Raw genomic sequence first — 23,177 nt, forward strand, 5'->3', positions numbered from 1 at the left:
TGTAACAAAGTGCGTATGGCGTCAATATCGCGCGAGAACACAGTTTGGCTGGGGGGATACAGCGCGCATGTTCCGGAGAGGCTCTATAAGGAGTAAAAAGCTCCAACAAACCGCCTGGCGGCTGGGCGGTAAAAACCTCATCTCTTCGTAAGTCACTGTTTCTACAGACCTATCAAGAGAAGAGAATGGTACGGTTGGGGGGTCTCGAACCTCCGACCTCAGGTGCCACAAACCTGCGCTCTAACCAACTGAGCTACAACCGCACAAGAGACGCTTGCGCGTCACGGGGCTCACATACGGGGAGTTTTTCTCTTTTGCAAGTCCTTCTCTAATTTTTGCGAAAAAACATATAGAAAGCAAGCGCGTTTTCCCGCGTCCATCCAGCACCCGGATCGGCGGCGTCCCGGTCCACGTGATATTAACTCTATTTCCCAATTCCCTCAGGCGATTATGGACCCGGCGGCCCTGTGAAGTTATTTAAGATTCTGTTAACGTCACGCCGATGCAGGCTGTGTGGTGCCTCATGAGGAGGCCGTGCGGCAGCGAAGGTCACGTAGTGCCAAAGTAGGTTCCGACATGCCCGCCGTTCAATACCCGTTTATCGACATAGCCGTGCATGAGCGCGTTCGGGAGAAATTCGCCAAGGGCGAAGCGCTTGCGCTGTTCTCGATGGACCTCAAAAGCGCGCTGTGGGCGAACGGACGCGGTGCCGCTCTTTTCGGCACGCCGATGATCTATGATTTCATCGAGCATGGGCCGAAAGCGCAGGATGTGACCTTCCGTCAGGTGGCTGGTGCTGCGAGCCGGCTGCAGAAGATTGGCGATCGCCAACAATTCATGATCCGCGTTCCGTCGGGCTTTCGCAGCGTTGCCGTCTCTGCCGCCCTCGAAGTGATCGAAGTCGAGCGGCAGCAGCCGGTGCTTCTCTTCTCCGCTATGTTGGATCAATCCGGCCTGTCACTGGAAGAACGGGCCTGGAGGATGATCGAAGGATTCGATGATCCCGATATTCATATGGCCGTGATGGATGAGAGCGGCGCGATTATTGCTGCCTCTGGCAAATTCGCTAATCTTGAAATTGCACCGCAAACCGCCAGGACTTTGATATCGATGGCGGCGCGCCATACCAGCAAGCTGGTGAAGCGCCCCGTGCCAACGGGCAAGGGCTACCTCCCTGCCGCGACCGCGCAACTGACGCAGGAGCCCGTTCTCAATCTCGTTTTCGTGGTCGAGACCGCGCTCGGCAGACTCGATCCCTCCTCCGAGTTCATCGAGGAGCGGCCTGAACCAGAAGCTATCCCCGTCGAAGAACAGGCTGAGTTGGCGTCCAAGCCTTCGCAGCAGCTGGCGTTCGAAAGCGTTCTCGACGCGGTCGCACAGATCGAAGAGACGGATGATGAGCAGCAAGAGGCGGACGAGCACGGCGTTGCAGAGGCTATCTCGAACGAGGACCAGTCTGTTTTCCTAGCCTATAAGCAGGATACGGACGAGGAGCTCGAAACAGTTGAGGCGGTTTCGCCTGCAGACGATTTTCTTTTGGCAGACGAGAAAAAGCCGGCAGCGGTTTCGACACCAAAAGAAGAGCCCAGCTATAGCGCCACGCACGATAACACCGACGACGCACAGAGCCTGGAAGACGATACACCCGAGGCACAGGAAGCGCACTTCCCGGAGGCCGCCGAGCCCCAGGCGCTGACGATTGACACGCAAGAGCCGACCGACGAGCCAGCACCCCTCTCGCCTTTCGTATTCAATCCGAATGGCCGGGCAAGCCGATTCGTCTGGAAGATCGACGCTGCGGGTTGCTTCAGCTCCATTTCGCATGAGTTTGCCGAAGCCGTGGGGCCGAAGGCTGCGGCTGTCGAAGGCATGAGCTTTTCCGACCTTGCCGCCCTCTTCAACCTCGATCCGGAAGGCAAGATCGCCGAACTCTTGAAGCGTCGCGACACCTGGTCGGGCAAGACGATCTACTGGCCTGTCGAGGGCACGTCCCTCGCCGTGCCGATCGATCTTGCCGCCCTTCCGACCTATACTCGTGCACGTGAGTTCGACGGCTTTCGCGGTTTCGGCATCGTGCGGATCGCCGATGCGGTAGAAGACCCGCATGCGGCTGGTCTTGTGTTGGCTGGAGAGAGCCATCCCGACGACGTGCCAACGATTGCCGAGGAGCAGCAGGATGACGCGGCGGCGGTAGAGCCCGATGTCTCCGCTGACGCCACCCCAACCCACGTCGAAGAACCCGTTCCTTTCTCCTTCGTGGATGAGAATGAGGATGAGGCAGAGGCAGAGGCAGATGCGGTCGAGACGGAAGTGCTCGAAACGGATTCCGTGCCGGAAGAGACGCAGCCGCAGCGCTTCCACCAGCCGCCGGAACATGAGGTTCCGGTGTTGAAGATTGCCGAGAAGCCGGTTCAATCCTATTCCGACAAGGTCGTGCATATCGATGAACACCGCAATCGTCGCGACGGCCTGACGGCCAGCGAACAGGCGGCATTTCGTGAGATCGGCCGCACCCTGAAGCCCGTCGAAGACGAAGAAGCGACGCCGGTTGTTTCTGAAGACTCACCGTCGGACGATAGAGCCGAAGAGATTTCTGTCGAGGCGGAAGCAGAAGACGCTGTTGCGGCTGCTATTGAGACAGACGACGCCAAGGCTAAAGCCGAAGACACAGTTGTCGCCACCGATGCCGTCGACGCCGATCAGCCAGCCGCGCCGACCGAGGACGATGCATTTCACGCCTATACGCGTGGTGACGAGCCTGTGGCCTTTACCCATCCGCCCATCGGCACCCGCATGGAAGGCGGCCATGATGAGGATGAGGCCGCTGCTGCCGAGGAACCGGCCACGCAGGATGAGGACGTCGATCCCGCCATTGATGAGGAGGAGGTCGCGCTCGCACCTTCCACCCGTCTTTCAACGGGATTGACGCCGGAGACTGTCGACCAGATGCCGGTGGCGCTTCTCATCCACAGCGGCGATCGTCTGATCCATGCCAACCCCGAGTTCCTGCGCCTGACCGGCTACACGGATCTCGACGAGTTGACAGCGCTCGGCGGTCTGGATGCGCTGCTGCAGCGGGAAGAATTGGACAATGTGTCCGAGCGCAGCGGCGGCATGGTCGCGGTGAGCGCCGAAAACGAACTCATTCCTGTGCGGGCAAAGCTGCAGTCGGTTCGTTGGGAAGACGCAAGCGCCTTGATGCTGTCGCTTATCCCGACCGAAACGGTACGGGATGCTGCGCCTGTTCACGCGGCTGATGTGACGGGCGAAGAGCCGACAACTGACAACGTAGAAGACTCCGACCGGATGAAGGGCGAGATCGAGGAGTTGCACTCCATTCTGGAGACGGCGACCGATGGCGTGGTCCTGTTGGACGAGGATGGCAGTATCCGCTCGCTCAACCGCTCGGCCAGCGCGCTCTTCAATTACGACAGTGCCGAAATCTCCAACAAGCCCTTCGTCACGCTGTTTGCGCATGAGAGCCAGCGGGCCGTGCTCGATTATCTTTCGGGTCTCGCCAATAATGGCGTGGCAAGCGTGCTGAACGACGGTCGCGAAGTGATCGGTCGTGAAGCCTCCGGCGGTTTCCTGCCACTCTTCATGACGATCGGCCGGCTGAAATCCACCAATGGTTATTGCGCAGTGATCCGCGACATCACCCAGTGGAAGCGGACCGAGGAAGATTTGCGCAACGCCAAGCGCGCGGCAGAGACCGCGAATGCACACAAGACCGACTTCTTGGCGCGTGTCAGCCATGAAATCCGCACACCGCTCAACGCGATCATCGGCTTTGCCGACATGATGGCGACGGAGCGTTTCGGGCCGATCGGTCATCCGCGTTACATCGAATACTCCAACGACATCGTCCGCTCCGGTCGCCATGTCCTCGATATCGTCAACGATCTTTTGGATATCTCCAAGATCGAGGCCGGCCAGATGGATGTGGATTTCAAGGCGGTGGCGCTGAACGAAACCATCGCGGAAGCGGTCTCGCTGGTGCAGCCACAGGCGAACAACCAGCGCGTCATCATCCGGACTGCCTTGTCGCAATCGGTCCCGCCGGTCGTTGCGGATCTGCGCTCGATCAAGCAGATCCTGCTCAACATCCTGTCGAACGCCATCAAGTTCACGCCGTCTGGGGGCCAGATCGTCGTGTCGACGGCCTATGAGGCGAATGGCAGCGTCGTGCTGAGGGTGCGCGACACCGGCATCGGCATGACGCGCTCGGAACTGGAGCAGGCAATGAAGCCGTTCCGCCAGGTCTCGGCTTCCAGCAGCCGGGTTCGTGGCGATGGAACGGGTCTCGGCCTGCCATTGACGAAGGCGATGGTGGATGCCAACCGCGCCAACTTCTCCATCACCTCCACGCCGAATGAAGGAACGCTGGTGGAAATCAGCTTTCCCTCGCAGCGGGTTCTTGCGAACTGATCGGCACAGCTGTTAGCAACATCCGTGGCTGGCACATTACGGTCACGGAAGGATAAACGCCTTGCATCCAGCCGAACATCCAACCGCCGCGTCGATGCGGGCAGGATCGCGCGTCAGTCCGCTGACAATCGCGGCGATGCTGCTTTCCCCGCTGGTCGCGATGCCGCTGATTGCCATTTTCGTCATCGCTCTGACGGGTGGCACCAACGGCTGGCAGCATCTTCTGGTCAACGTGCTGCCGCGGTCCGGCGCGCAGACGTTGCTTCTGCTCCTCATGACAGGCGCCTTCACCACTATCACCGGTGTCACGACGGCTTGGCTCGTGACGATGTTCGACTTCCCATTCCGTCGGCTCCTCTCCTTTGCTCTGGTCCTGCCGCTGGCGATCCCATCCTATCTCGCAGCCTATGCATTTGGTGAGTTTCTGGATTTTGCCGGCCCGGTGCAAAGTGCGTTGCGCGCGCTCTTCGGCTACCAGACCATTCGCGATTACTGGTTTCCCGATATTCGCTCGCTTGGCGGTGCCGTACTGGTTCTGAGTTCGGTTCTTTATCCTTACATCTATCTCTCCACCCGCGCGGCCTTCGGTTTGCAGGGGCGGTTTGCGGCCGATGCGGCAAGGACGCTCGGTGTCGGCCCTTTGCGCCTTTTTCTCTCCGTCCAACTGCCGATGGCGCGTCCTGCAATCATCATCGGCCTCGCATTGGTAATGATGGAGACGCTGAACGATATCGGCGCGGTGGAGTATCTCGGCGTCCATACGCTGACCTTCACCATTTACGAGACGTGGCTCAATCGCGGCAATCTCGCTGGCGCGACACAGATCGCCGCTTGCCTCGTCCTCATCGTGGGAGCGCTTATCGTCATCGAGCGGAGAGCGCGCAGGCGACAGCGTTTTGCAGCCGGTAAAGCGACGGCGATGCATCAGCGCTCCGCAAGAGTAGAACTGTCGCCAGCCCGTGGGTGGCTCGCGACGCTCGTCTGCGCCCTGCCCTTCTTGTCCGGCTTTGCGATCCCCGTTCTCGTACTCGGCAGCTATGCTCTCAAACGGCTGAACGGGCTGGCCGATCCGAAACTCCTCAAGGCGCTGCTTCACAGTCTGGAAGTCTCGCTACCAGTGGCGGTTATCACGTTATTCGGCGGTTTTCTGCTGGCCTATGCGCAGCGGGAACGTCCCTCATGGCCGACGCGCTTTGCCGTTCGCGTGGGCTCGCTCGGTTACGGCATACCGGGCACCGTGCTTGCCATCGGGGTTTTGCTTCCGCTTGCCGGTCTCGACAATGCGGTGGATGGGATAATGCGGAGCCATCTTGGCATCTCCACCGGGCTTCTTTTGTCCGGCACCGCCTTTGCGATCATCTATGCGCATAGCGTGCGCTTCATGACGCTTGCCGAAGGCACGGTCGACGCCGGGTTCCAAAAGCTGTCGCCCCATCTCGACATGGCATCACGCACACTAGGCCGAACCCGGCTTCAGACGCTGCTTGGCGTGTTGCTGCCCAATATCCGACCCGCCGCGATTACAGCATCGCTGCTGGTGTTCATCGAGTCGCTGAAGGAACTTCCGGCCACGATCATGCTGCGGCCATTCAATTTCAACACGCTGTCGACGATGGTATATGAAAGTGCGTCGCGCTCCCGTGTGCAGGATGCAGCGCTCCCCGCGCTCGTCATCATTGCGGCCGGGCTGGTGCCAGTCATCCTCGTCTCACATTCGCTGGACGCTGACGCTTGAAGTGTTCTTGATTTCCCGCATCGTGCTTTCCAAAAAATCGCGTTTGATTTCCGGGCTAATGCTCAAAAAAAGAGGCAGCTGACGCTGCCACTAAATTTGTGCTTTCAACGAGAGTAGGATCGAAAATACATCATGTCTTTTTGGAGCCACCGGCTCTCCATCCCGTCATCGAATGGACCCGCGTTAGATTCATTTTTGGACAATTCACTTTAAGAGAAGGTTAAAACCGCATCCCACCTTTGACGGGCGACAATTCCTATCGGTTGTCACGCGATGGTTAAATCCGGGGCGCGATTTCCCGCATTATCCACCCCAACACTCAGCTCTGAAGCGCTGCGATACCTTCGAAAAGGGAAAGCGCCTCTGGATTGGCAAGCGCTTCCTTGTTCTTGACTGGCCGTCCATGGACCACATCGCGAACCGCCAGTTCAACGATCTTGCCGGACTTCGTTCGGGGGATATCGGCCACCGCAATGATCTTCGCCGGAACGTGACGGGGCGATGCACCTGTTCTGATGCGGTTCTTGATGCGTGAGATCAGCGCATCATCCAGGCTTGCACCCTCCTTCAGGCGAACGAACAGCACGACGCGTACATCGCCGTCCCAGTCCTGCCCGATGCAGAGCGCTTCCAGCACCTCGTCGATCGTCTCCACCTGGTTGTAGATCTCGGCCGTGCCGATGCGCACGCCGCCGGGGTTCAGGGTGGCATCCGAGCGCCCGTGAATGATCAGCCCGCCATGCATCGTCCATTCAGCGAAATCGCCGTGGCACCAGATATTGTCGAAGCGGCCGAAATAGGCGGCACGATACTTTTCACCATCTGGGTCGTTCCAGAACATGATTGGCTGGCAGGGAAAGGGTGCGGTGCAGACGAGCTCGCCCTTCTCGCCGCGAACCGGCTTGCCCTCATCATCCCAGACATCCACCGCAAGACCGAGGCCCGGACCCTGGATCTCGCCTTTCCAGACCGGCTTTACCGGATTGCCGAGCACAAAGCAGGAGACAATATCGGTTCCACCCGAAATTGACGCAAGCTGGACGTCGCTCTTGATGCCGTCATAGACAAAAGAGAAGCCTTCCGGCGATAGCGGCGATCCGGTGGAGGTCACGAGCCTCAGCGCCGAAAGATCATGGGTCTTGCCCGGTTCCAGACCGGCTTTGCGCACCGCATCGATGTATTTGGCCGATGTGCCGAAGACCGCAAAGCCCTCCTGTTCTGCATAGTCGAAGAGCACAGTGCCATCCGGCGCGAATGGCGAACCGTCGTAAAGGCAGAGCGTTGCGCCGGAAGCGAGGCCCGTCACCAGCCAGTTCCACATCATCCAGCCGCAGGTGGTGAAATAGAAGAAGCGTTCGCCTTCTATCAGCTCACAGTGAAAGCGATGCTCTTTCAGGTGCTGGAGCAGCGTTCCGCCAGCCGAATGGACGATGCATTTGGGAACACCGGTGGTGCCGGAGGAGAAGAGTATATAGAGCGGATGGCTGAATGGCTGGCGGACGTAAGTCAGCGACTTGGCCTGGAACGGCCGAATGACATCATCATAGTGGAGAGTGCCGGCTTCATTCTCCTGGTCGGTCTGCGTGGTTCCCGCATAGGGCACCAGCAGTAGCGGAACGCCGAGTTTTTCGGCAGCCGCCTTGGCCTTGTCCGCCACCGCCTGCCGCTTGCCATTATACCAATAGCCATCGCAGGCGATGAAGAGTTTCGGTCCGATCTGCCCAAAACGATCCAAGACGCCCTGTTCGCCAAAATCAGGCGAGCAGGAGGACCAGACGGCACCGAGAGATGTGGCGGCCAGCATCAACGCCACGGTCTGCGGCATGTTCGGCATCATCGCGGCAATGCGGTCGCCAGCTTCTATGCCCCTCTCGGCGAAGGCCTGCTGCAAGCGTGAGACCTCTTCGCGAAGTCGATCCCAGGACCAGCGCGCCTCGGCCTTGTCTTCACCATGGAAGATAATCGCATCCTCCGATCCGCTGCGGCTCAGCAGATTTTCAGCAAAGTTCAGCTCCGCATCCGGGAAGAACCGCGCGTGGAGCATGTCATCACGTTCGATGAGAACGCGTTCGCCTGCCTTTCCGATCACGCCGCAATAAGTCCACACCGCACTCCAGAAGTCTTCGCTTGTCTCCACAGACCAGCGGTGGAAGGCATCATAGTCGACAAAGTTCACGCTATAGCGGTTGGCGCACCAGTCGATGAAGTGCGTCATGGGCGAGTGCGCGATGCGCTCAGCCGACGGTGTCCAAAGTGGGTTGGTGTCAGTCACGGTGGCCTCCTCCTGCCCCCAAATCTACTCAGCCTTTTGCAGCGGCGTGCTCATCCCTCATGCGCTGGAGTTCGCTCCGCTTGGAGGTGATGGACGCGCAGATCACCCCGATCGTGACGAGACCAATCAGGATCGTGCAGACGGCGTTGATCTCCGGCGTCACGCCAAGACGGACCTGCGAGTAAATCTTGATCGGCAATGTGGTGGCGCCCGGTCCCGTGGTGAAACTTGCGATGACCAGATCGTCGAGCGACAGGGTAAAAGCCAGCATCCAGCCGGCGACGACAGCCGGCATGATCAAGGGCAGAGTGATGCGGAAGAAGGTTTTGACCGGGGGGCAGCCGAGATCGAGCGCCGCTTCCTCCAGGCTGCGATCGAAGGTCAGAAGCCTGGACTGCACGACGATCGCCACATAGCACATGGTGAAGGTCGTGTGGGCGATGACGACCGTCCAGAAGCCGCGATCCACCCCGATGGAAACGAAGAGCAGCAGCAGGGACAGGCCGGTAATGACCTCCGGCATGACGAGCGGCGCATAGATCATGCCGGAGAAGAGGACCCGTCCCGGGAAGCGGGCAAAGCGTGTCAGCGAAAGTGCCGCCAACGTTCCAAGAATCGTGCCGATGGTAGCGCTCAGCATGCCGACGCGCAGCGTAATCCATGCCGCGTCCATCAGGCCCTCATTCGACCACATGGACTGATACCAGTGCAGCGAAAATCCGCCCCAGACCGTCACCAGTTTGGAGGCATTGAAGGAATAGATCACCAGAATGAGGATCGGAATATAGAGGAAGGCAAAGCAGATGGTCAGGATCGTGGTATCGAACTTGCCGCGTTTCATGGCTCAACCCACCTTTTTCTGCTGGTTCTGGAAGATGGCGATCGGCACCACCAGCAGGAGGAGCAGGATGACGGCCACCGCCGAGGCGAGCGGCCAGTCGCGGTTGCCGAAGAACTCCGTCCACAGCGTCTTGCCGATCATCAGCGTCTGAGCGCCGCCGAGAAGATCGGGAATGACGAACTCGCCGGTGATGGGAATAAAGCAGATCATCGAACCTGCCACGACACCCGGCAGCGACAGGGGGAAGGTGATTTTCCAGAAGGCTTTCCAGGGCGGGCAGCCAAGATCGGCGGCGGCTTCCAACAATGTGTTGTCGAGCTTTTCCAGCGCCGAATAGAGCGGCAGCACCATGAAGGGAAGATAGGAATAGACGATACCTATGAAGACCGAAGTCTCGGTGCGGAAAATGTTCACCTGCTCGTCAGGCCCAAGAAGGCCGAGCGACTGGAACAGCACGGTCAACAGCCCTTCCGGCTTCAGAATACCGATCCAGGCGTAAACGCGGATGAGAAATGACGTCCAGAACGGAAGGATGACGAGCATCACCAGCGTCGGGCGGACGTGGCTCGGGGCGCGCGCCATAGCAAGCGCCATCGGATATCCGACAAGAAGGAGCAGCACCGTTGAAATGACGGCGATCCGCAGCGAGGAGAGATAGGCTTCGATGTAAAGGGGGTCTTCAGTCAGGAAGATATAGTTGTCGAAATCGAGCTGAGAGAAGAACTCACCGATCCGGCTGAAGCCTTCGAAGACCGGCACGTAGGGCGGCATGGCGATCGCGGTATCGGAGAGCGAGATCTTCACAATGATGAAGAAGGGCGCTGCGAAGAACAGGAACAGCCAAAAATAAGGAACGGCCACCACAAGCCATTGCAGTGGGTTTCGGCGGCTTTCAGGAGAAGGGATCGCCATTTGTCGCTCTCCTATCGCGTCAGAACCAGGCCGGAATCGGATTTCCAGGTGAGCCATACCTTGTCATCGAAGGTGATGGGGCGATCGACCAGGCGCGAGACATTGGCCTGGGCGGCACGCATGATGCGCCCATCATCGAGCTTGACGATGAAGATGGAGAAATCTCCCAAATAGCCGATATCCCAAACCTCGCCATGCGCGACATTTACCGTTTCATCGGCCGGCGCGTCGAGCGAGATGCGGACCTTCTCCGGTCGAACGGCAAAGGCCACCTGGCTGCCGACAGCGGCCTGACATTCCTGCTCCACCGTCACCTTCAGCCCCTCGCAATCCAGCACGACCTGAGCGGGCTTGCCTTCTGCGGGCGCCTTGCTCTCGACCTTCGCCTCGAAAATATTGATATCGCCGATGAAGTCGGCCACGTAGCGACTGTTCGGCGCCTCGTAGATTTCGGCAGGCGTTGCGACCTGCACGACGATACCCTTGTCCATGACCGCAATACGGTCCGAGACGGTCATCGCCTCCTCCTGGTCGTGGGTGACGATCAGGAAGGTGAGGCCCAGCGTCTGCTGCAGATCCATGATTTCGAACTGGGTTTCTTCGCGCAGCTTCTTGTCGAGAGCACCGAGCGGCTCATCGAGGAGCAGTACTTTGGGGCGCTTGGCGAGCGAACGGGCAAGCGCCACACGCTGACGCTGACCACCCGAAAGCTGGCTTGGTTTGCGCTTGGCAAACTCGGTGAGCTTGACGAGGCGCAGCATCTCCGCGACGCGGTTTGCAATATCGGCTTTCGGCAGGCCGTCCTGCTCCAGACCGAAGGCGATGTTCTTTTCCACCGACATGTGGGGGAACAGCGCGTAAGACTGAAACATCATATTGGTCGGGCGCTTGTAGGGAGGCACGCCGGAAATGTCTTTTCCCTGTAGGAGAATACGCCCCGAGGTCGGCTCCTCAAAGCCTGCCAGCATGCGCATCAGCGTGGTCTTGCCGCAACCGGATGGCCCGAGCAGGGAGAAGAACTCGCGCTCGTAAATATCCAGCGTCAGATTGTCGACGGCAGTGAAATCACCAAATCGCTTGGTCACGTTTTCGAACCGGATGAAAGGGACCGAGGATGGATCTGTCCAGGGAGAGAATTTGCGTTTTACCGGGCCGAGTGATTTCGCCATGACCTGCTCTGTTTGATTGCGAGAGTGCCAAACGTGAAAGGGGCAGGCTGTCACCGCCTGCCCCTTTTGTCCAAATCCGATCAGGTGCCGGTTTTTATCTGGGTCCAGATACGGTTCAGAACGCGCTGTTCACGCGGCCCGTATGGCGAGATGGTGAAGAGCTTCTTCATCGTCGCCTCGTCTGGATAAACCGAAGGATTCTTCGCAACCGCCGGGTTCATCAGCGCCTGGGACGCAAGATTACCGTTGGCGTATTGAACAAAGTCCGAAGCCTTCGCAGCCACTTCCGGCTTCATCATATAGTTGATGAAGGCATGCGCCTCTTCGACATTCTTGGCATCGGCTGGAATGGCGAAGGAGTCCATCCAGATATAGGTTCCTTCCTTCGGGATGACGTAGTTGACCTCGACGCCGTTCTTGGCTTCCTCGGCGCGGGTTTTGGCCTGCAGCACGTCGCCGGACCAGCCGATGGTGATGCAGCTATCGCCATTGGCAAGCTCATCGATATAGGCGGAGGAATTGAACGTCTTCACATAGGGACGGATCGCCTTGTAGACATCGCCGCCAGCTTCCAGATCGGCTGTCTCCTTGCTATCCGGGTTCTTGCCCAAATAGTTCATGGCAATTGCAAAGGTCTCGTCCGATGCGTCGAGAATATTGATGCCGCAGGACTGCAGCTTCTTTGCGTTTTCCGGTTTGAACAGAATGTCCCAGCTATCCACCTTTACGTCACCGAGAGCCGCCTTGACCTTGGCGACATTGTAGCCGATGCCGGTCGTGCCCCACATGTAGTTGACGGCGTATTCGTTGCCGGGGTCGTACTGCGCCAGACGCGTGGTAATTTCCGGCCACATGTTCTTCAGGTTCGGAAGCTTGGACTTGTCGAGCTTCTGATAAACACCCGGCTTGATCTGGCGTGCGAGGAAGGGCGATGTGGGGGCCACGACATCATAGCCGGAATTCCCCGCCAAGAGCTTCGTTTCCAGAACTTCGTTGCCGTCATAAACGTCGTAGACGACCTTGATGCCCGTCTCCTTGGTAAAGTCTTCAAGGATCGAAGGGTCGATATAGTCGGACCAGTTATAGACGTGGACGACCTTTTCCTGGGCAAAGGCAGCGCCGGCAGAGAGAACGGCCGTGGCAAAAGCCAGGGTGAAACGAAGCGATCGATAACTCATGATTTCTCCTGATGTGGCGCATGACGAGAAACTGCGCAAACCCCTTTGTTTTGGCAGAGACTAAGAAGGAAAATCAGCCTCCGCAAGCAGAAATGTGCAGTGCGAAAATTTCAGGCAGATGACATTTCGGCGAGGTGGCTGAAGACCTGTACAAAAGCCCGGCAACGCTGGACTCTTTGAGCCAAGTTATTGAAAATCGAAGACGCTGAGGCCCGTCACCATTTCATCGAGACCGAGCGGACGTGTCAGCGGTGCCTCCGCTCGCGACAGGCAGCCCTGTCTTTCACACAATCGGCAAGACGGTCCGATGGCGACTGCACTGGCCGAAGCAGAGAGCGCTTCACCATAGACGATATCCTTCGCGTGCGCCGTTTCTGTCACGATCATCAGAGCCGTACGGCGCACCCGTTCCCCGAAACCGGCCTGAGGTCCTTCGAGCGTGCGTGAGATGGTGATGTAGGAAGCGCCGTCCGGCATTTCCGTACTCTCAACCAGTATCTGCCCTGGCTGGGCAAAGGCCGCATGAATATTGAGCCTAGGACAGAGACCGCCGAATTTCGCTTGCGGAAAGCCCTGCGCGCCTGCCTTGCGAAAGCGGTTTCCGGCACTGTCGGTCTCCATCATGAAGAAGGGGACTGCCGACGATCCCGGCTTTGCCAATGAGACAAGACGATTGGCTGCCTGTTCGAAAGAGACGTTGAAGCGCGCGCGCAGCACGTCGATATCGTAGCGCGCCCGCTGGGCCGCAGCCAGGTAGGCAGCATAGGGCATCATCAAAGCGTGGGCGGCATAGCGCGCGAGTTCAAAACGAGCGATGCGCTTTGCTTCTTCATTTGAAAGCGCAAGCGCCTCCAGCTCCTGCGAGATTTCATCCGTCAGCGCGAGCAAAGACACTTCCATCGCCAGTTCCCGAAGCTGGTCATGCATCGACAGCCGTTCGGACAGAAACAGACGCATGGAATGCCGGTCATATCGGCGGCGCAGATTCGGCATGACATGGACCGGCAGGCTGCGCACGATGATGCCGTGGTTCTTCTGCAACCAGGATTTCAAAGCCGATGCCAGATCGTCGCTCGCTCCGAGTGCCGCATGGAAACTCTCCGCCGCGCCATCCAGAAGAGCGAAATGGGCGGGTCTGCTCTCGAATATCTGCCGGACCTCGTCGATCGGCAGGCGTGTGGCCGACAAGGTCGTCTGATGGCCCTCGCGCGCCAGAAGGTCGGAAAGATCGCTAAGGCGCTTGGCCTGTTCGCTATAGGCCCGGTAGAGCTTGACCACGCCCATGGCGGCGTTGGGTGCGGCTTCGGCCACTTCGACAAGCTCCTGTGGCGAGGGAATTTCACCTGCCAGCAGCGGATCGGCGAAGATCTCCCGCAACTGGCTGGCCGTGCCGCCGCTTTCGCCTTGCAGATCGTCGAGATCGACCTTGTAGACGGAGGCAAGTTTAAGCAGCAGTTGCACCGTCAAGGGACGCTGGTTGCGCTCGATCAGATTGAGATAGGAAGGTGAGATTGACAGCGCTTCCGCCATGGCGGTCTGCGTCAGGCCCAAGCCGTTTCGCACCCGGCGCACGCGCGGCCCTGCAAAGATCTTGGTTTCCGCCATCATCCCTTCCCTTTGACAAAAGCTCACAAAAGATGAGCGCTCTTCTCTTTTACAAAATTTACATTTTTACAAAGACATTCTGTCAAAGACGATACACCATAACCCGTTTCAAGTCACTGTTTTTCCTTTTCATCTAGCTATAGAAAACCGATAAATGTAAATTCAGTCACATCAGATCGCTGCTATCGATCCAAAGTAAAAGCAGCGGGAAGTGACAGCACACAGATATGGGAGAGAGATGTGACTGATTTTTACAAGCTTGTTCCAAATGCTCCGAATGGACGCTTCGACGGCATCGAGCGCACCTACACGGCGGACGATGTTTTGAAGCTGCGCGGCTCGGTCGATATCCGCTATTCGCTGGCCGAAATGGGCGCCGACCGCCTTTGGAAGTTGATCAACGAAGAAAGCTTCGTCAATGCACTCGGTGCGCTTTCCGGCAACCAGGCCATGCAGATGGTTCGCGCCGGTCTGAAGGCCATCTATCTTTCGGGTTGGCAGGTTGCGGCAGACGCAAACACCGCATCCGCGATGTATCCTGATCAGTCGCTATATCCGGCGAATGCCGCACCCGAACTTGCCAAGCGCATCAACCGCACGCTTCAGCGCGCCGACCAGATCGAAACTGCCGAAGGCAAAGGGCTTTCGGTCGACACATGGTTCGCGCCGATCGTTGCCGATGCCGAAGCCGGCTTCGGCGGTCCGCTCAACGCCTTCGAAATCATGAAGGCCTTCATCGAGGCGGGCGCGGCGGGCGTTCACTATGAGGATCAGCTGGCATCGGAAAAGAAGTGCGGCCATCTCGGCGGCAAGGTTCTGATCCCGACGGCGGCGCATATCCGTAACCTCACGGCAGCGCGCCTTGCAGCAGACGTCATGGGCGTTCCGACGCTGGTCATTGCCAGAACCGACGCGGAAGCGGCAAAGCTTCTGACATCCGATATCGACGAGCGGGACCGCCCCTTTGTCGATTACGATGCCGGCCGCACGGTCGAAGGTTTCTATCAGGTGAAGAACGGGCTTGAGCCCTGCATCGCCCGCGCCAATGCCTACGCGCCCTACTGCGATCTGATCTGGTGTGAAACATCCAAGCCGGATCTGGAGCAGGCCCGCAAGTTTGCCGAAGGTGTTCACAAGGTTCATCCGGGCAAGAAGCTTGCCTACAACTGCTCGCCGTCCTTCAACTGGAAGAAGCACCTGGACGACGCGACGATTGCGAAGTTCCAGCGCGAGTTGGGAGCGATGGGCTACAAGTTCCAGTTCATCACACTTGCCGGTTTCCACCAGTTGAATTACGGCATGTTCGAACTGGCACGCGGCTACAAGGATCGCCAGATGGCAGCCTATTCGGAGCTTCAGGAGGCGGAATTTGCAGCCGAAATCAACGGCTACACCGCAACCAAGCACCAGCGCGAAGTCGGCACCGGCTATTTCGACGCGGTCTCCGTCGCGATTTCCGGCGGCACCTCATCCACCACCGCCATGAAGGAATCGACCGAGCACGACCAGTTCCGCCCGGCCGCAGAATAACATCGGAAGTGTGAAACGCTTCAGGTACTTTTGTTAACGCATGTCGTTATCCGCAAACCGCTCAACAGCTTTGCGCGGCATGCTCTTTGAGGAGGAAAGACAATGGCTTCGATTTCGAGAGTTAGAGAACGGGCAGAAGAACAGTCCTCTGCCATGACGCAGGACCAACAGGCTGCCATTCGTATGCTGGCAAACGACCTGCACCGCCTCAACCAGGCGGTCATGAATGCGGTCGAGGCGGGAATCTCCGTAGAACTCGTCCGCTCCGCCCGCCACCATGGCGGCGACGGAAACTGGGGCGATCTGCTGATTCCGGTCATCGTCGCGCAGAGCAAGGCTGCGGCCTAGTCCGGTACGCCGCGTCCGGCATAAAGGTCGGAATGCTGCTTGATGAGCCTCACCATTCGGTCCGCCACCGTCCGTATATCGCGGCGGTGGCGGTCTTCATTGTTCATGACCAGCCACTGTGGATGACGCAGTTCATCGATCTCTGCGCCCTCTCGCACCAGCCGCGCATCTGCATCGCCGATGAAGCATGGTAGCACTGCCGTGCCGGCACCGGACAGAACCAGTTCGCGCAGACCTGAAGGCCTGTTCACGGTGACGACGATGTGCTCCGCCCTCGCCTCATATGGCCAGCGCAAATAGGCGGAAATCGCATTTTCTTTGTCCACGACAATCCAGCGATCCGCCAAAGATTGCGGCGCATTGCGCAGTCTGTAGGCGGCGTAGGCGACATTGCCAGTCTTGATCGCAGCGAGATTGCGCTCCTCCGGCTCGAAAGCGCGGATACCGATATCGTTCTCGCGATGGGTCAGCGCTGCTCTCTGTTCGGCGATAAAAAGATCGATGCGAAAGCTGTCTCGCTCGCTGCAAATGGCGGAGAAATTGCTCATGATCAGTTGAGCATTCCATGTGCCGAGCGCAACGCGCACCAGCGAAGAGGTCGCGCTGGATTTTCGCCAGCCTTCGATCGAACCCGCAGCGTTTTCCATAAGATGAAGATTGTCGAGAAGCATGCGCCCATCTGCCGTCAGGGCGTAGCCCGTCTGGCTTCTGACGAAGAGAACCTTGCCGATCCGCTGTTCGAGTTCCAGCATTCTGCGACCGATCGTTGCCGGGCTGAGGCCAGACGTGGCCGCCGCACCTGTCAGGCCGCCGCCGCGCGCAACGTCGAGGAAAAGCTGGTAGGAATCCCATCCGATGTTTTTCATGAATGAAAAACATAAGCCAATGCTGGCGGCAGATAAAGCAGAAATTTGGGTGCAGAGTCAGATCGACCGATCAACGGAGATCACCATGCACGGACTCTATCTCGCCTATGGCATGATCAAGACACCCGAACCTCAAGGTCCAAAGGCGCGCCGCGAAGCGGAGGAAAAATTCTACGCTGAATTTCGCGGACCGAGCATCTTAACCCGCATGGTTTCAGCCTTTAAAGACGTCAGGCGCAGCTCAGAACGCGATTGCGATCAGGGCGGCCAGAGCGCCAGCCGCGATCAGGCTGAGGCGAAAGGTAACGAGGAGGTTGTCATTACGCGTGCGGGCAATAGCGACGGCGCGGGCGCGATTTCTGGACATCATCATGAGCGGCTTCCAACGAAAAACTTGACCGATCAATGCCGGGTTCCGGCGTCCAGCGAGACCTCATGTTCCAACTCGCGTTGTGCTGGCATAGAGGTCAGCATGACTCGCGCCTCTTAACAAGATGTTAAAGCATCGCCGCGTTGCAGCATTTCTGGCGAGAGTGGTTTCCGCTTTGCACTCAGAATGCGTCAGGGGAAGCCGTTCAAGCAAATTCGGCGGACACAGGCTGACGGGATTTGCCCTAAACGGACTCGCCTGCGGCGTAACCGGATGCCCAGGCCCACTGGAAATTATAGCCGCCAAGCCACCCCGTCACATCCACACCTTCGCCGATGAAATAGAGGCCAGGAACAGCTTTTGTCTGCATGGTTCTGGAATCGAGGTGGGCGGTATCGACGCCGCCAAGCGTGACTTCGGCGGTCCGGTATCCTTCCGAGCCGGAGGGCCTGATCTGCCAGTCCTGCGCGCTGGCCGCCAGAGCCATCAGCGCCTTGTCGGAAAGATCGGCGAGATGGCTGGTGAGGCCCGATTGCTCCACCAGATATTGCGCAAGCCGCTTCGGCAAAATCTCGCCAAGCGCCGTCTGGGCGGATTGACGACCATTGGCTTTCTTGGCGGCCTTCAGTTTCTCGGTGATATCGATATCAGGCTCGAGCTTCAGGCGAATGGCATCGCCTTCCCGCCAATAGGATGAGATCTGCAAAATGGAAGGACCACTCAAGCCGCGGTGGGTGAAGAGCAGCGCTTCGCGAAACGTCGTTTTCCCATGCGAGATATCGGCTGGGACCGCGACGCCGGAGAGAGGCGACAGCCGCTCTAACTGCGACGGATCGAGTGTTAGCGGCACCAGACCGGGACGCGGCTCGACCAGAGGGAGCCCGAATTGCTCGGCAAGCTTGTAAGCAAAGCCAGTGGAGCCCATCTTGGGGATCGACTTACCGCCGGTGGCAACGACGAGGCTCTTTGCCTCGATCGTACCTCGCGAGGTCGTTACGCGAAAGCCACCTGTTGCCATGCCCTCGACCGATGTGATCTCAGTCTGTAGTCGCAGCTTGGCACCAACAGCCTGCATCTCCGTCAGCAGCATGCGAATGATGTCTTTGGCGCTGTCGTCGCAGAAGAGCTGGCCGAGTGTCTTCTCGTGCCAGGCGATCTTGTGCTTCTCCACCAGATCGAGAAAGTCGCGCGGTGTGTAGCGGGCGAGCGCCGATTTGGCGAAATGCGGGTTTTGCGATAGATAGTTCTTCGGCCCGGCGTGGATGTTGGTAAAGTTGCAGCGCCCGCCGCCGGAGATGCGGATTTTCTCTCCCGGCGCCTTGGCATGGTCGAGGATGATGACGGAGCGGCCGCGCTGACCGGCACGGATGGCACACATCATGCCTGCGGCGCCTGCGCCCAAAATCAGCACATCACATTTTTCCGTCATGGATTTTCCTTATCCTTGTTGCACTCCCTCTTTTCGAAGTCATGCTTCTTGTCAATGCGCATTCCCCTCTCGCCAATTGTCAAAGTCTGACTATTATGCCCCCAGTCGAAACAGACACCGGTGATTTATGCCCCCCAAGAAAACCATGCTCCGCCCGAAGAAACCGGCAACCATGGCGAAGAAACCACCCGTTGAACTCTCCTCTACCCGCGGCGTCTCCACATGGCGCGAAGCGGCGCAATGGCTGAAGGTACGCGGGATCGAAGACATTGAATGCATCACCCCCGATCTGGCAGGCGTTGCGCGCGGCAAGATGATGCCGACGGCAAAGTTCACCGGCGACACCTCGCTGGCGCTGCCCTCCGCGCTTTATCGTCATACCATTTCCGGCGATTATCCGGATGAGACTGCGAACTTCCGCTATGAGCCGCGCGACAGCGACCTGAAGCTGGTGCCCGATCTCTCCACCCTCTCCGTCGTCCCGTGGGAAAGCGATCCGACCGCACAGGTCATCTGTGATGTTGTGGATCAGGAAGGCAAACCCGTTTCCTACACGCCGCGCAACGTCTTGAAGAATGTGCTGTCTCTTTATCAGGACAAGGGCTGGAAGCCGGTCGTGGCGCCGGAAATCGAGTTCTATCTCGTGGCGATGAATGACGACCCGGATTATCCGCTGCATCCGCCAAAGGGTCGTTCCGGTCGCTCCATCGTCGGCGGTCAGAGCTATTCGATTGCCGGCATCAACGAATTCGACGAATTGATCGACGATATCTATCATTTCTCGGAAAAGCAGGGTCTGGAAATCGACACCCTCATTCATGAAGAGGGTCCGGCGCAGCTGGAAATCAACCTGCGCCATGGCGATCCGGTCGAACTTGCCGATCAGGTGTTTCTCTTCAAGCGGACCATTCGCGAAGCCGCGCTGAAACATGGCATCTACGCCACCTTCATGGCTAAACCCATGCAGGCTCAGCCCGGTTCGGCCATGCACATCCACCAGTCCGTCATCGATATCGAGACCGGCCAGAACGTGTTTTCCAACAAGGATGGCACCCCGTCGAAGGAATTCTTCTCCTTCGTTGGCGGCATGCAGCGCTACGTGCCGAACGCGTTGGTGATGCTGGCGCCTTACGTGAACTCCTATCGTCGCCTGACGCCGGATATGGCCTGCCCGGTGAACAATGCCTGGGGTTACGACAACCGCACCACGGCGTTTCGCGTACCGATTTCCGGACCGCAGGCACGGCGCGTGGAGAACCGCCTGCCGAGTTCGGATGCCAATCCGTATCTCGCGCTTGCCGCATCGCTCGGCTGCGGCTGGCTTGGCATCATGAACAATATCGAACCGACGGAGCCAACCTACGAGACTGCCAATGAAGGCTCCATCGAGCTTCCACGCGGTCTGCTCGAAGCCGTCGCACTTCTGGAACAGGAGCAGCAGTTCGAACGCATCTTCGGCAACGAGTTCGTCGGTCTTTATGCCGGCCTGAAACGCGGCGAGTTCGAAACCTTCATGCAGGTGATCAGCCCATGGGAGCGCGAGTTCCTGCTGCTGAACGTGTGAGGTGAACGATATGGCATGGCAGAGCCCGATAGCGCCGGGCGTTTCATGGTATCAGGAGACTGTTGCGGAGCGTCCGGAGTATCCGACGATGGATGGCTCGTGCACGGTCGATGTCGCCATTATCGGCGGCGGCTTCACCGGCCTTCAGGCGGCCTATAATCTGGCGCGCGTCGGCATTGCCGTTACCCTGATCGAGGCCCATCGCTTCGGTGATGGCGCGTCGGGGCGCAATGGCGGACAGTTCGGCACAGGCCAGCGCGCCTGGCCGGACGAGCTTGAAGAAAAGATCGGTTTCGAACGCTCCAAGGCGCTGTTCGATCTCGCGGAAAACGCCAAGCACTATGTGCTCGACTTTGCCCGCGACAACCAGATCGACATGGAGTTCCAGCCGGGGCAGTTGAACGTCTCGCATAAGCGTGCCTATGAAAAGAGCTATCGTGATAGCGTCGAGGCCATGGTGGGCCGCTACGGCTATGAGGAAATCGCCTTCATGGAGAAGGCAGAAACCGCAGATCGGCTGGGATCGTCGCATTATCATTGCGGCGTGCGCGACACCGGCACCGGTCATATTCACCCCCTGAAACTTCTCGTGGGACTGGCGAAGGCTACGAAAGCGGCGGGTGCCGATATCTTCGAAATGACACCGGCCAAGTCTATCCGCCAGTCCGGCGGCAAGACGCTGATCGAAACGCCGTCTGGTACGATCACCGCAACCCGAGTGCTGATTGCGACCAATGCCTATATCGGCAATCTGGAGCCCGTCACTGCAGCGCATGTGATGCCGATCCGCTCCTTCATCGGGGCGACAGCACCGCTCGATCAGTTTCCGTCAATCATTCCAGAGAAGGAAGCGGTGGCGGATTCACGCTTCGTGGTGCGCTACTTCCGCAAGACGCCGGACAACCGCCTGTTGTTCGGCGGGCGGGAAGCCTATACGGCCGACTCGCCGCGCGACATTTCCAAGCATATCCGCAAGCAGATTTCGGAAATCTACCCCGCGCTTGCGAATATCGAGATGACACATGCCTGGGGTGGGTCCGTTGGCATTACGCTGACACGCCAGCCCTTCGTGCGCGAGGTCATGCCGGGTGTCCTTTCCATCGGCGGCTATTCCGGACACGGGGTGATGCTGTCCAACTATTGCGGCAAGCTTTACGCCGACATGGTGATCAATAAGGACAAGGCACTCGACCAGTTCGCGGCGCTCGATGTTCCATCCTTTCCAGGTGGTACATCGCTGCGGGCGCCACTCCTGTTTCTGGCGCTGACGTGGTATGCATTACGGGACAGGTTTTGAACGCGTCTGCCTTCGCATTGTGCAAAAGCAACGATTGGACACCTGCCGGCATGACGGGCCAGCAGCAAAATTCATTATTTTCGTACATCAACTCTGGCATTTTTAAATCGATTAGATTATGGATGCCCCTAACGTGTAGAGATCGAGAGAATCGACATGAGCAGTCAAATTATTCCCGTTGACCCCTTTGATTGCGTCGTCTTTGGCGGCACCGGCGATCTGGCAGAACGCAAGCTTCTGCCCGCCCTTTACCACCGCCAAGTGGAAGGCCAACTGACCGAACCGACCCGCATCATCGGCGCTTCCCGCTCTGTCATGACGCATGAGGAATACCGGAAGTTTGCGCAGGATGCCCTGAAGGAGCATTTGAAGTCCGGCGAATATGACGAGGAGCAAGTCGCAAAGTTTTGCGCGCGCCTCTTCTACATTCCCGTCGATGCCAAGTCCGACGATGGCTGGGACAAGCTGAAGAAGCTTCTCGATGAAGGCAAGGATCGCATCCGCGCTTTCTATCTTGCCGTCGCACCTGGAATTTTCGGCGACATCGCCTCCAAGATCCGCGATCACAAGCTGATCACCAAATCCACCCGCATCGTGGTGGAAAAGCCGATCGGACGTGACCTCGCCTCCGCGTTGGAGCTGAACGACACGCTTGGTAACGTCTTCAAGGAAGAGCAGATCTTCCGTATCGACCATTATCTCGGCAAGGAAACCGTTCAGAACCTCATGGTTCTGCGCTTTGCCAACGCGCTCTTTGAACCGCTGTGGAATTCCACCCATATCGACCACGTGCAGATCACCGTGGCGGAATCCGTCGGGCTCGAAGGTCGTGCAGGTTACTACGACAAGGCTGGCGCGCTTCGCGATATGGTGCAGAACCATATTCTTCAGCTGCTTTGCCTTGTTGCAATGGAGCCCCCCTCCTCGATGAACGCCGAAGCGGTGCGTGACGAGAAGCTGAAGGTTCTGCGCTCGCTGAAACCCATCACGCAAGCCAATGTCGAGAAGAACACCGTGCGTGGACAATACCGCGCTGGCGCCTCGGCAGGCGGAGCGGTCAAGGGTTATCTGGAAGAGCTGGAAGGCGGCGTTTCCAACACCGAAACCTTCGTCGCCCTCAAGGCTGAAATCGGCAACTGGCGCTGGGCAGGCGTGCCTTTCTACATCCGTACCGGCAAGCGACTTGCAACCCGCGTTTCGGAAATCGTCGTCACCTTCAAGCAGATCCCGCATTCGATCTTCGACGATACGGCCGGCAAGATCGAAGCCAACAAGCTAGTGATCCGTCTGCAGCCGGACGAAGGCGTCAAGCAGTCACTGCTCATCAAGGATCCGGGTCCAGGCGGCATGCGCCTGCGTCAGGTGTCGCTTGATATGAGCTTTGCCCAAGCCTTCAACGTGCGCAATCCAGATGCCTATGAGCGTCTGTTGATGGACACGATCCGCTCGAACCAGACGCTCTTCATGCGTCGCGACGAAGTGGAAGCGGCATGGAACTGGGTCGATCCGATCCTGAAAAGCTGGGAAGCCGTCGGCCAGGGCGTGCAGGGTTACACCTCCGGCACCTGGGGACCGAGCGGCGCGATCGCGCTGATCGAGCGCGACGGTCGTACCTGGCATGAAGCCGACTAAA

16 protein-coding genes and 1 tRNA gene are annotated in these 23,177 nt (G+C 58.4%); 8 read left to right on the forward strand and 9 right to left on the reverse strand.

The annotated features are described in order from the left end of the window. Positions 1 to 186: 186 nt before the first annotated feature. A tRNA-His gene (locus PVA19_RS00625) sits at positions 187 to 263 on the reverse strand. Between the two features lie 313 nt (positions 264 to 576). On the opposite strand from PVA19_RS00625, the gene PVA19_RS00630 reads away from it, so the two are divergent. Further along, entirely contained in the window at positions 577 to 4,428 is a 3,852-nt protein-coding gene (locus PVA19_RS00630; protein WP_274100861.1) for an ATP-binding protein, read from the forward strand. Between the two features lie 94 nt (positions 4,429 to 4,522). Further along, positions 4,523 to 6,163 carry an ABC transporter permease gene (locus tag PVA19_RS00635; protein ID WP_274101074.1) on the forward strand — a complete coding sequence of 547 codons (1,641 nt, stop codon included), beginning with the start codon at positions 4,523 to 4,525 and terminating at the stop codon, positions 6,161 to 6,163. Between the two features lie 319 nt (positions 6,164 to 6,482). Here the strand turns inward: PVA19_RS00635 and PVA19_RS00640 are convergent, their stop codons facing one another. From PVA19_RS00640 to PVA19_RS00665, 6 genes are all read right to left on the reverse strand, one after another. Then, the gene (locus PVA19_RS00640; RefSeq protein ID WP_274100862.1) at positions 6,483 to 8,435 is read right to left on the reverse strand and encodes an acetoacetate--CoA ligase; all 1,953 of its coding nucleotides are present in this window, start codon (positions 8,433 to 8,435) and stop codon (positions 6,483 to 6,485) included. Positions 8,436 to 8,463: 28 nt separating this feature from the next. Further along, positions 8,464 to 9,276: an ABC transporter permease gene (locus tag PVA19_RS00645; protein ID WP_274100863.1), complete on the reverse strand. Its 813-nt coding sequence runs from the start codon at positions 9,274 to 9,276 to the stop codon at positions 8,464 to 8,466. Positions 9,277 to 9,279: 3 nt separating this feature from the next. Further along, complete coding sequence (locus tag PVA19_RS00650) at positions 9,280 to 10,188, reverse strand: ABC transporter permease (protein WP_062426027.1); 909 nt, start codon at positions 10,186 to 10,188, stop codon at positions 9,280 to 9,282. Between the two features lie 11 nt (positions 10,189 to 10,199). After that, on the reverse strand, positions 10,200 to 11,357 hold the full coding sequence (locus PVA19_RS00655) for an ABC transporter ATP-binding protein (protein ID WP_274100864.1): 1,158 nt from the start codon (positions 11,355 to 11,357) through the stop codon (positions 10,200 to 10,202). Between the two features lie 80 nt (positions 11,358 to 11,437). Then, on the reverse strand, positions 11,438 to 12,535 hold the full coding sequence (locus PVA19_RS00660; RefSeq protein ID WP_274100865.1) for a polyamine ABC transporter substrate-binding protein: 1,098 nt from the start codon (positions 12,533 to 12,535) through the stop codon (positions 11,438 to 11,440). Between the two features lie 186 nt (positions 12,536 to 12,721). After that, complete coding sequence (locus PVA19_RS00665; RefSeq protein ID WP_062426189.1) at positions 12,722 to 14,140, reverse strand: helix-turn-helix domain-containing protein; 1,419 nt, start codon at positions 14,138 to 14,140, stop codon at positions 12,722 to 12,724. 240 nt (positions 14,141 to 14,380) lie between these two features. On the opposite strand from PVA19_RS00665, the gene aceA reads away from it, so the two are divergent. Together aceA and PVA19_RS00675 are read left to right on the forward strand one after the other, a co-directional pair. Continuing rightward, entirely contained in the window at positions 14,381 to 15,670 is a 1,290-nt protein-coding gene (gene aceA, locus PVA19_RS00670) for an isocitrate lyase (RefSeq protein WP_274100866.1), read from the forward strand. A 102-nt stretch (positions 15,671 to 15,772) separates the two neighbouring features. After that, the gene (locus PVA19_RS00675; protein ID WP_062426031.1) at positions 15,773 to 16,018 is read left to right on the forward strand and encodes an SMc00767 family acetate metabolism repressor; all 246 of its coding nucleotides are present in this window, start codon (positions 15,773 to 15,775) and stop codon (positions 16,016 to 16,018) included. On the opposite strand, the gene PVA19_RS00680 is transcribed toward PVA19_RS00675, so the two are convergent. Continuing rightward, complete coding sequence (locus PVA19_RS00680) at positions 16,015 to 16,884, reverse strand: LysR family transcriptional regulator (RefSeq protein ID WP_274100867.1); 870 nt, start codon at positions 16,882 to 16,884, stop codon at positions 16,015 to 16,017. The genes PVA19_RS00675 and PVA19_RS00680 overlap by 4 nt on opposite strands. Here PVA19_RS00680 and PVA19_RS00685 point away from each other — a divergent pair. Further along, the gene (locus PVA19_RS00685) at positions 16,874 to 17,374 is read left to right on the forward strand and encodes a hypothetical protein (protein WP_274100868.1); all 501 of its coding nucleotides are present in this window, start codon (positions 16,874 to 16,876) and stop codon (positions 17,372 to 17,374) included. The genes PVA19_RS00680 and PVA19_RS00685 overlap by 11 nt on opposite strands. Positions 17,375 to 17,498: 124 nt before the next feature. Here the strand turns inward: PVA19_RS00685 and PVA19_RS00690 are convergent, their stop codons facing one another. Continuing rightward, a complete protein-coding gene (locus PVA19_RS00690; RefSeq protein WP_274100869.1) occupies positions 17,499 to 18,683 on the reverse strand; it encodes an NAD(P)/FAD-dependent oxidoreductase in 1,185 nt (394 codons plus the stop codon). A 127-nt stretch (positions 18,684 to 18,810) separates the two neighbouring features. On the opposite strand from PVA19_RS00690, the gene PVA19_RS00695 reads away from it, so the two are divergent. The 3 genes from PVA19_RS00695 (at position 18,811) to zwf (ending at position 23,176) form a co-directional block, all read left to right on the forward strand. Next, positions 18,811 to 20,247 (forward strand): glutamine synthetase family protein, encoded by a 1,437-nt coding sequence (locus PVA19_RS00695; RefSeq protein ID WP_062426035.1) that lies wholly within the window; start codon positions 18,811 to 18,813, stop codon positions 20,245 to 20,247. A gap of 10 nt (positions 20,248 to 20,257) precedes the next feature. Further along, positions 20,258 to 21,544, forward strand: coding sequence for an NAD(P)/FAD-dependent oxidoreductase (locus PVA19_RS00700; RefSeq protein ID WP_274100870.1), 1,287 nt, complete (start codon positions 20,258 to 20,260; stop codon positions 21,542 to 21,544). A gap of 156 nt (positions 21,545 to 21,700) precedes the next feature. Next, the gene (gene zwf, locus PVA19_RS00705) at positions 21,701 to 23,176 is read left to right on the forward strand and encodes a glucose-6-phosphate dehydrogenase (RefSeq protein ID WP_062438714.1); all 1,476 of its coding nucleotides are present in this window, start codon (positions 21,701 to 21,703) and stop codon (positions 23,174 to 23,176) included. The last annotated feature ends 1 nt before the right edge of the window (position 23,177 follow it).

It is taken from the genome of Agrobacterium sp. CNPSo 3708, assembly GCF_028674915.1.
GTDB classification, from domain to species: Bacteria; Pseudomonadota; Alphaproteobacteria; order Rhizobiales; family Rhizobiaceae; genus Agrobacterium; species Agrobacterium cavarae.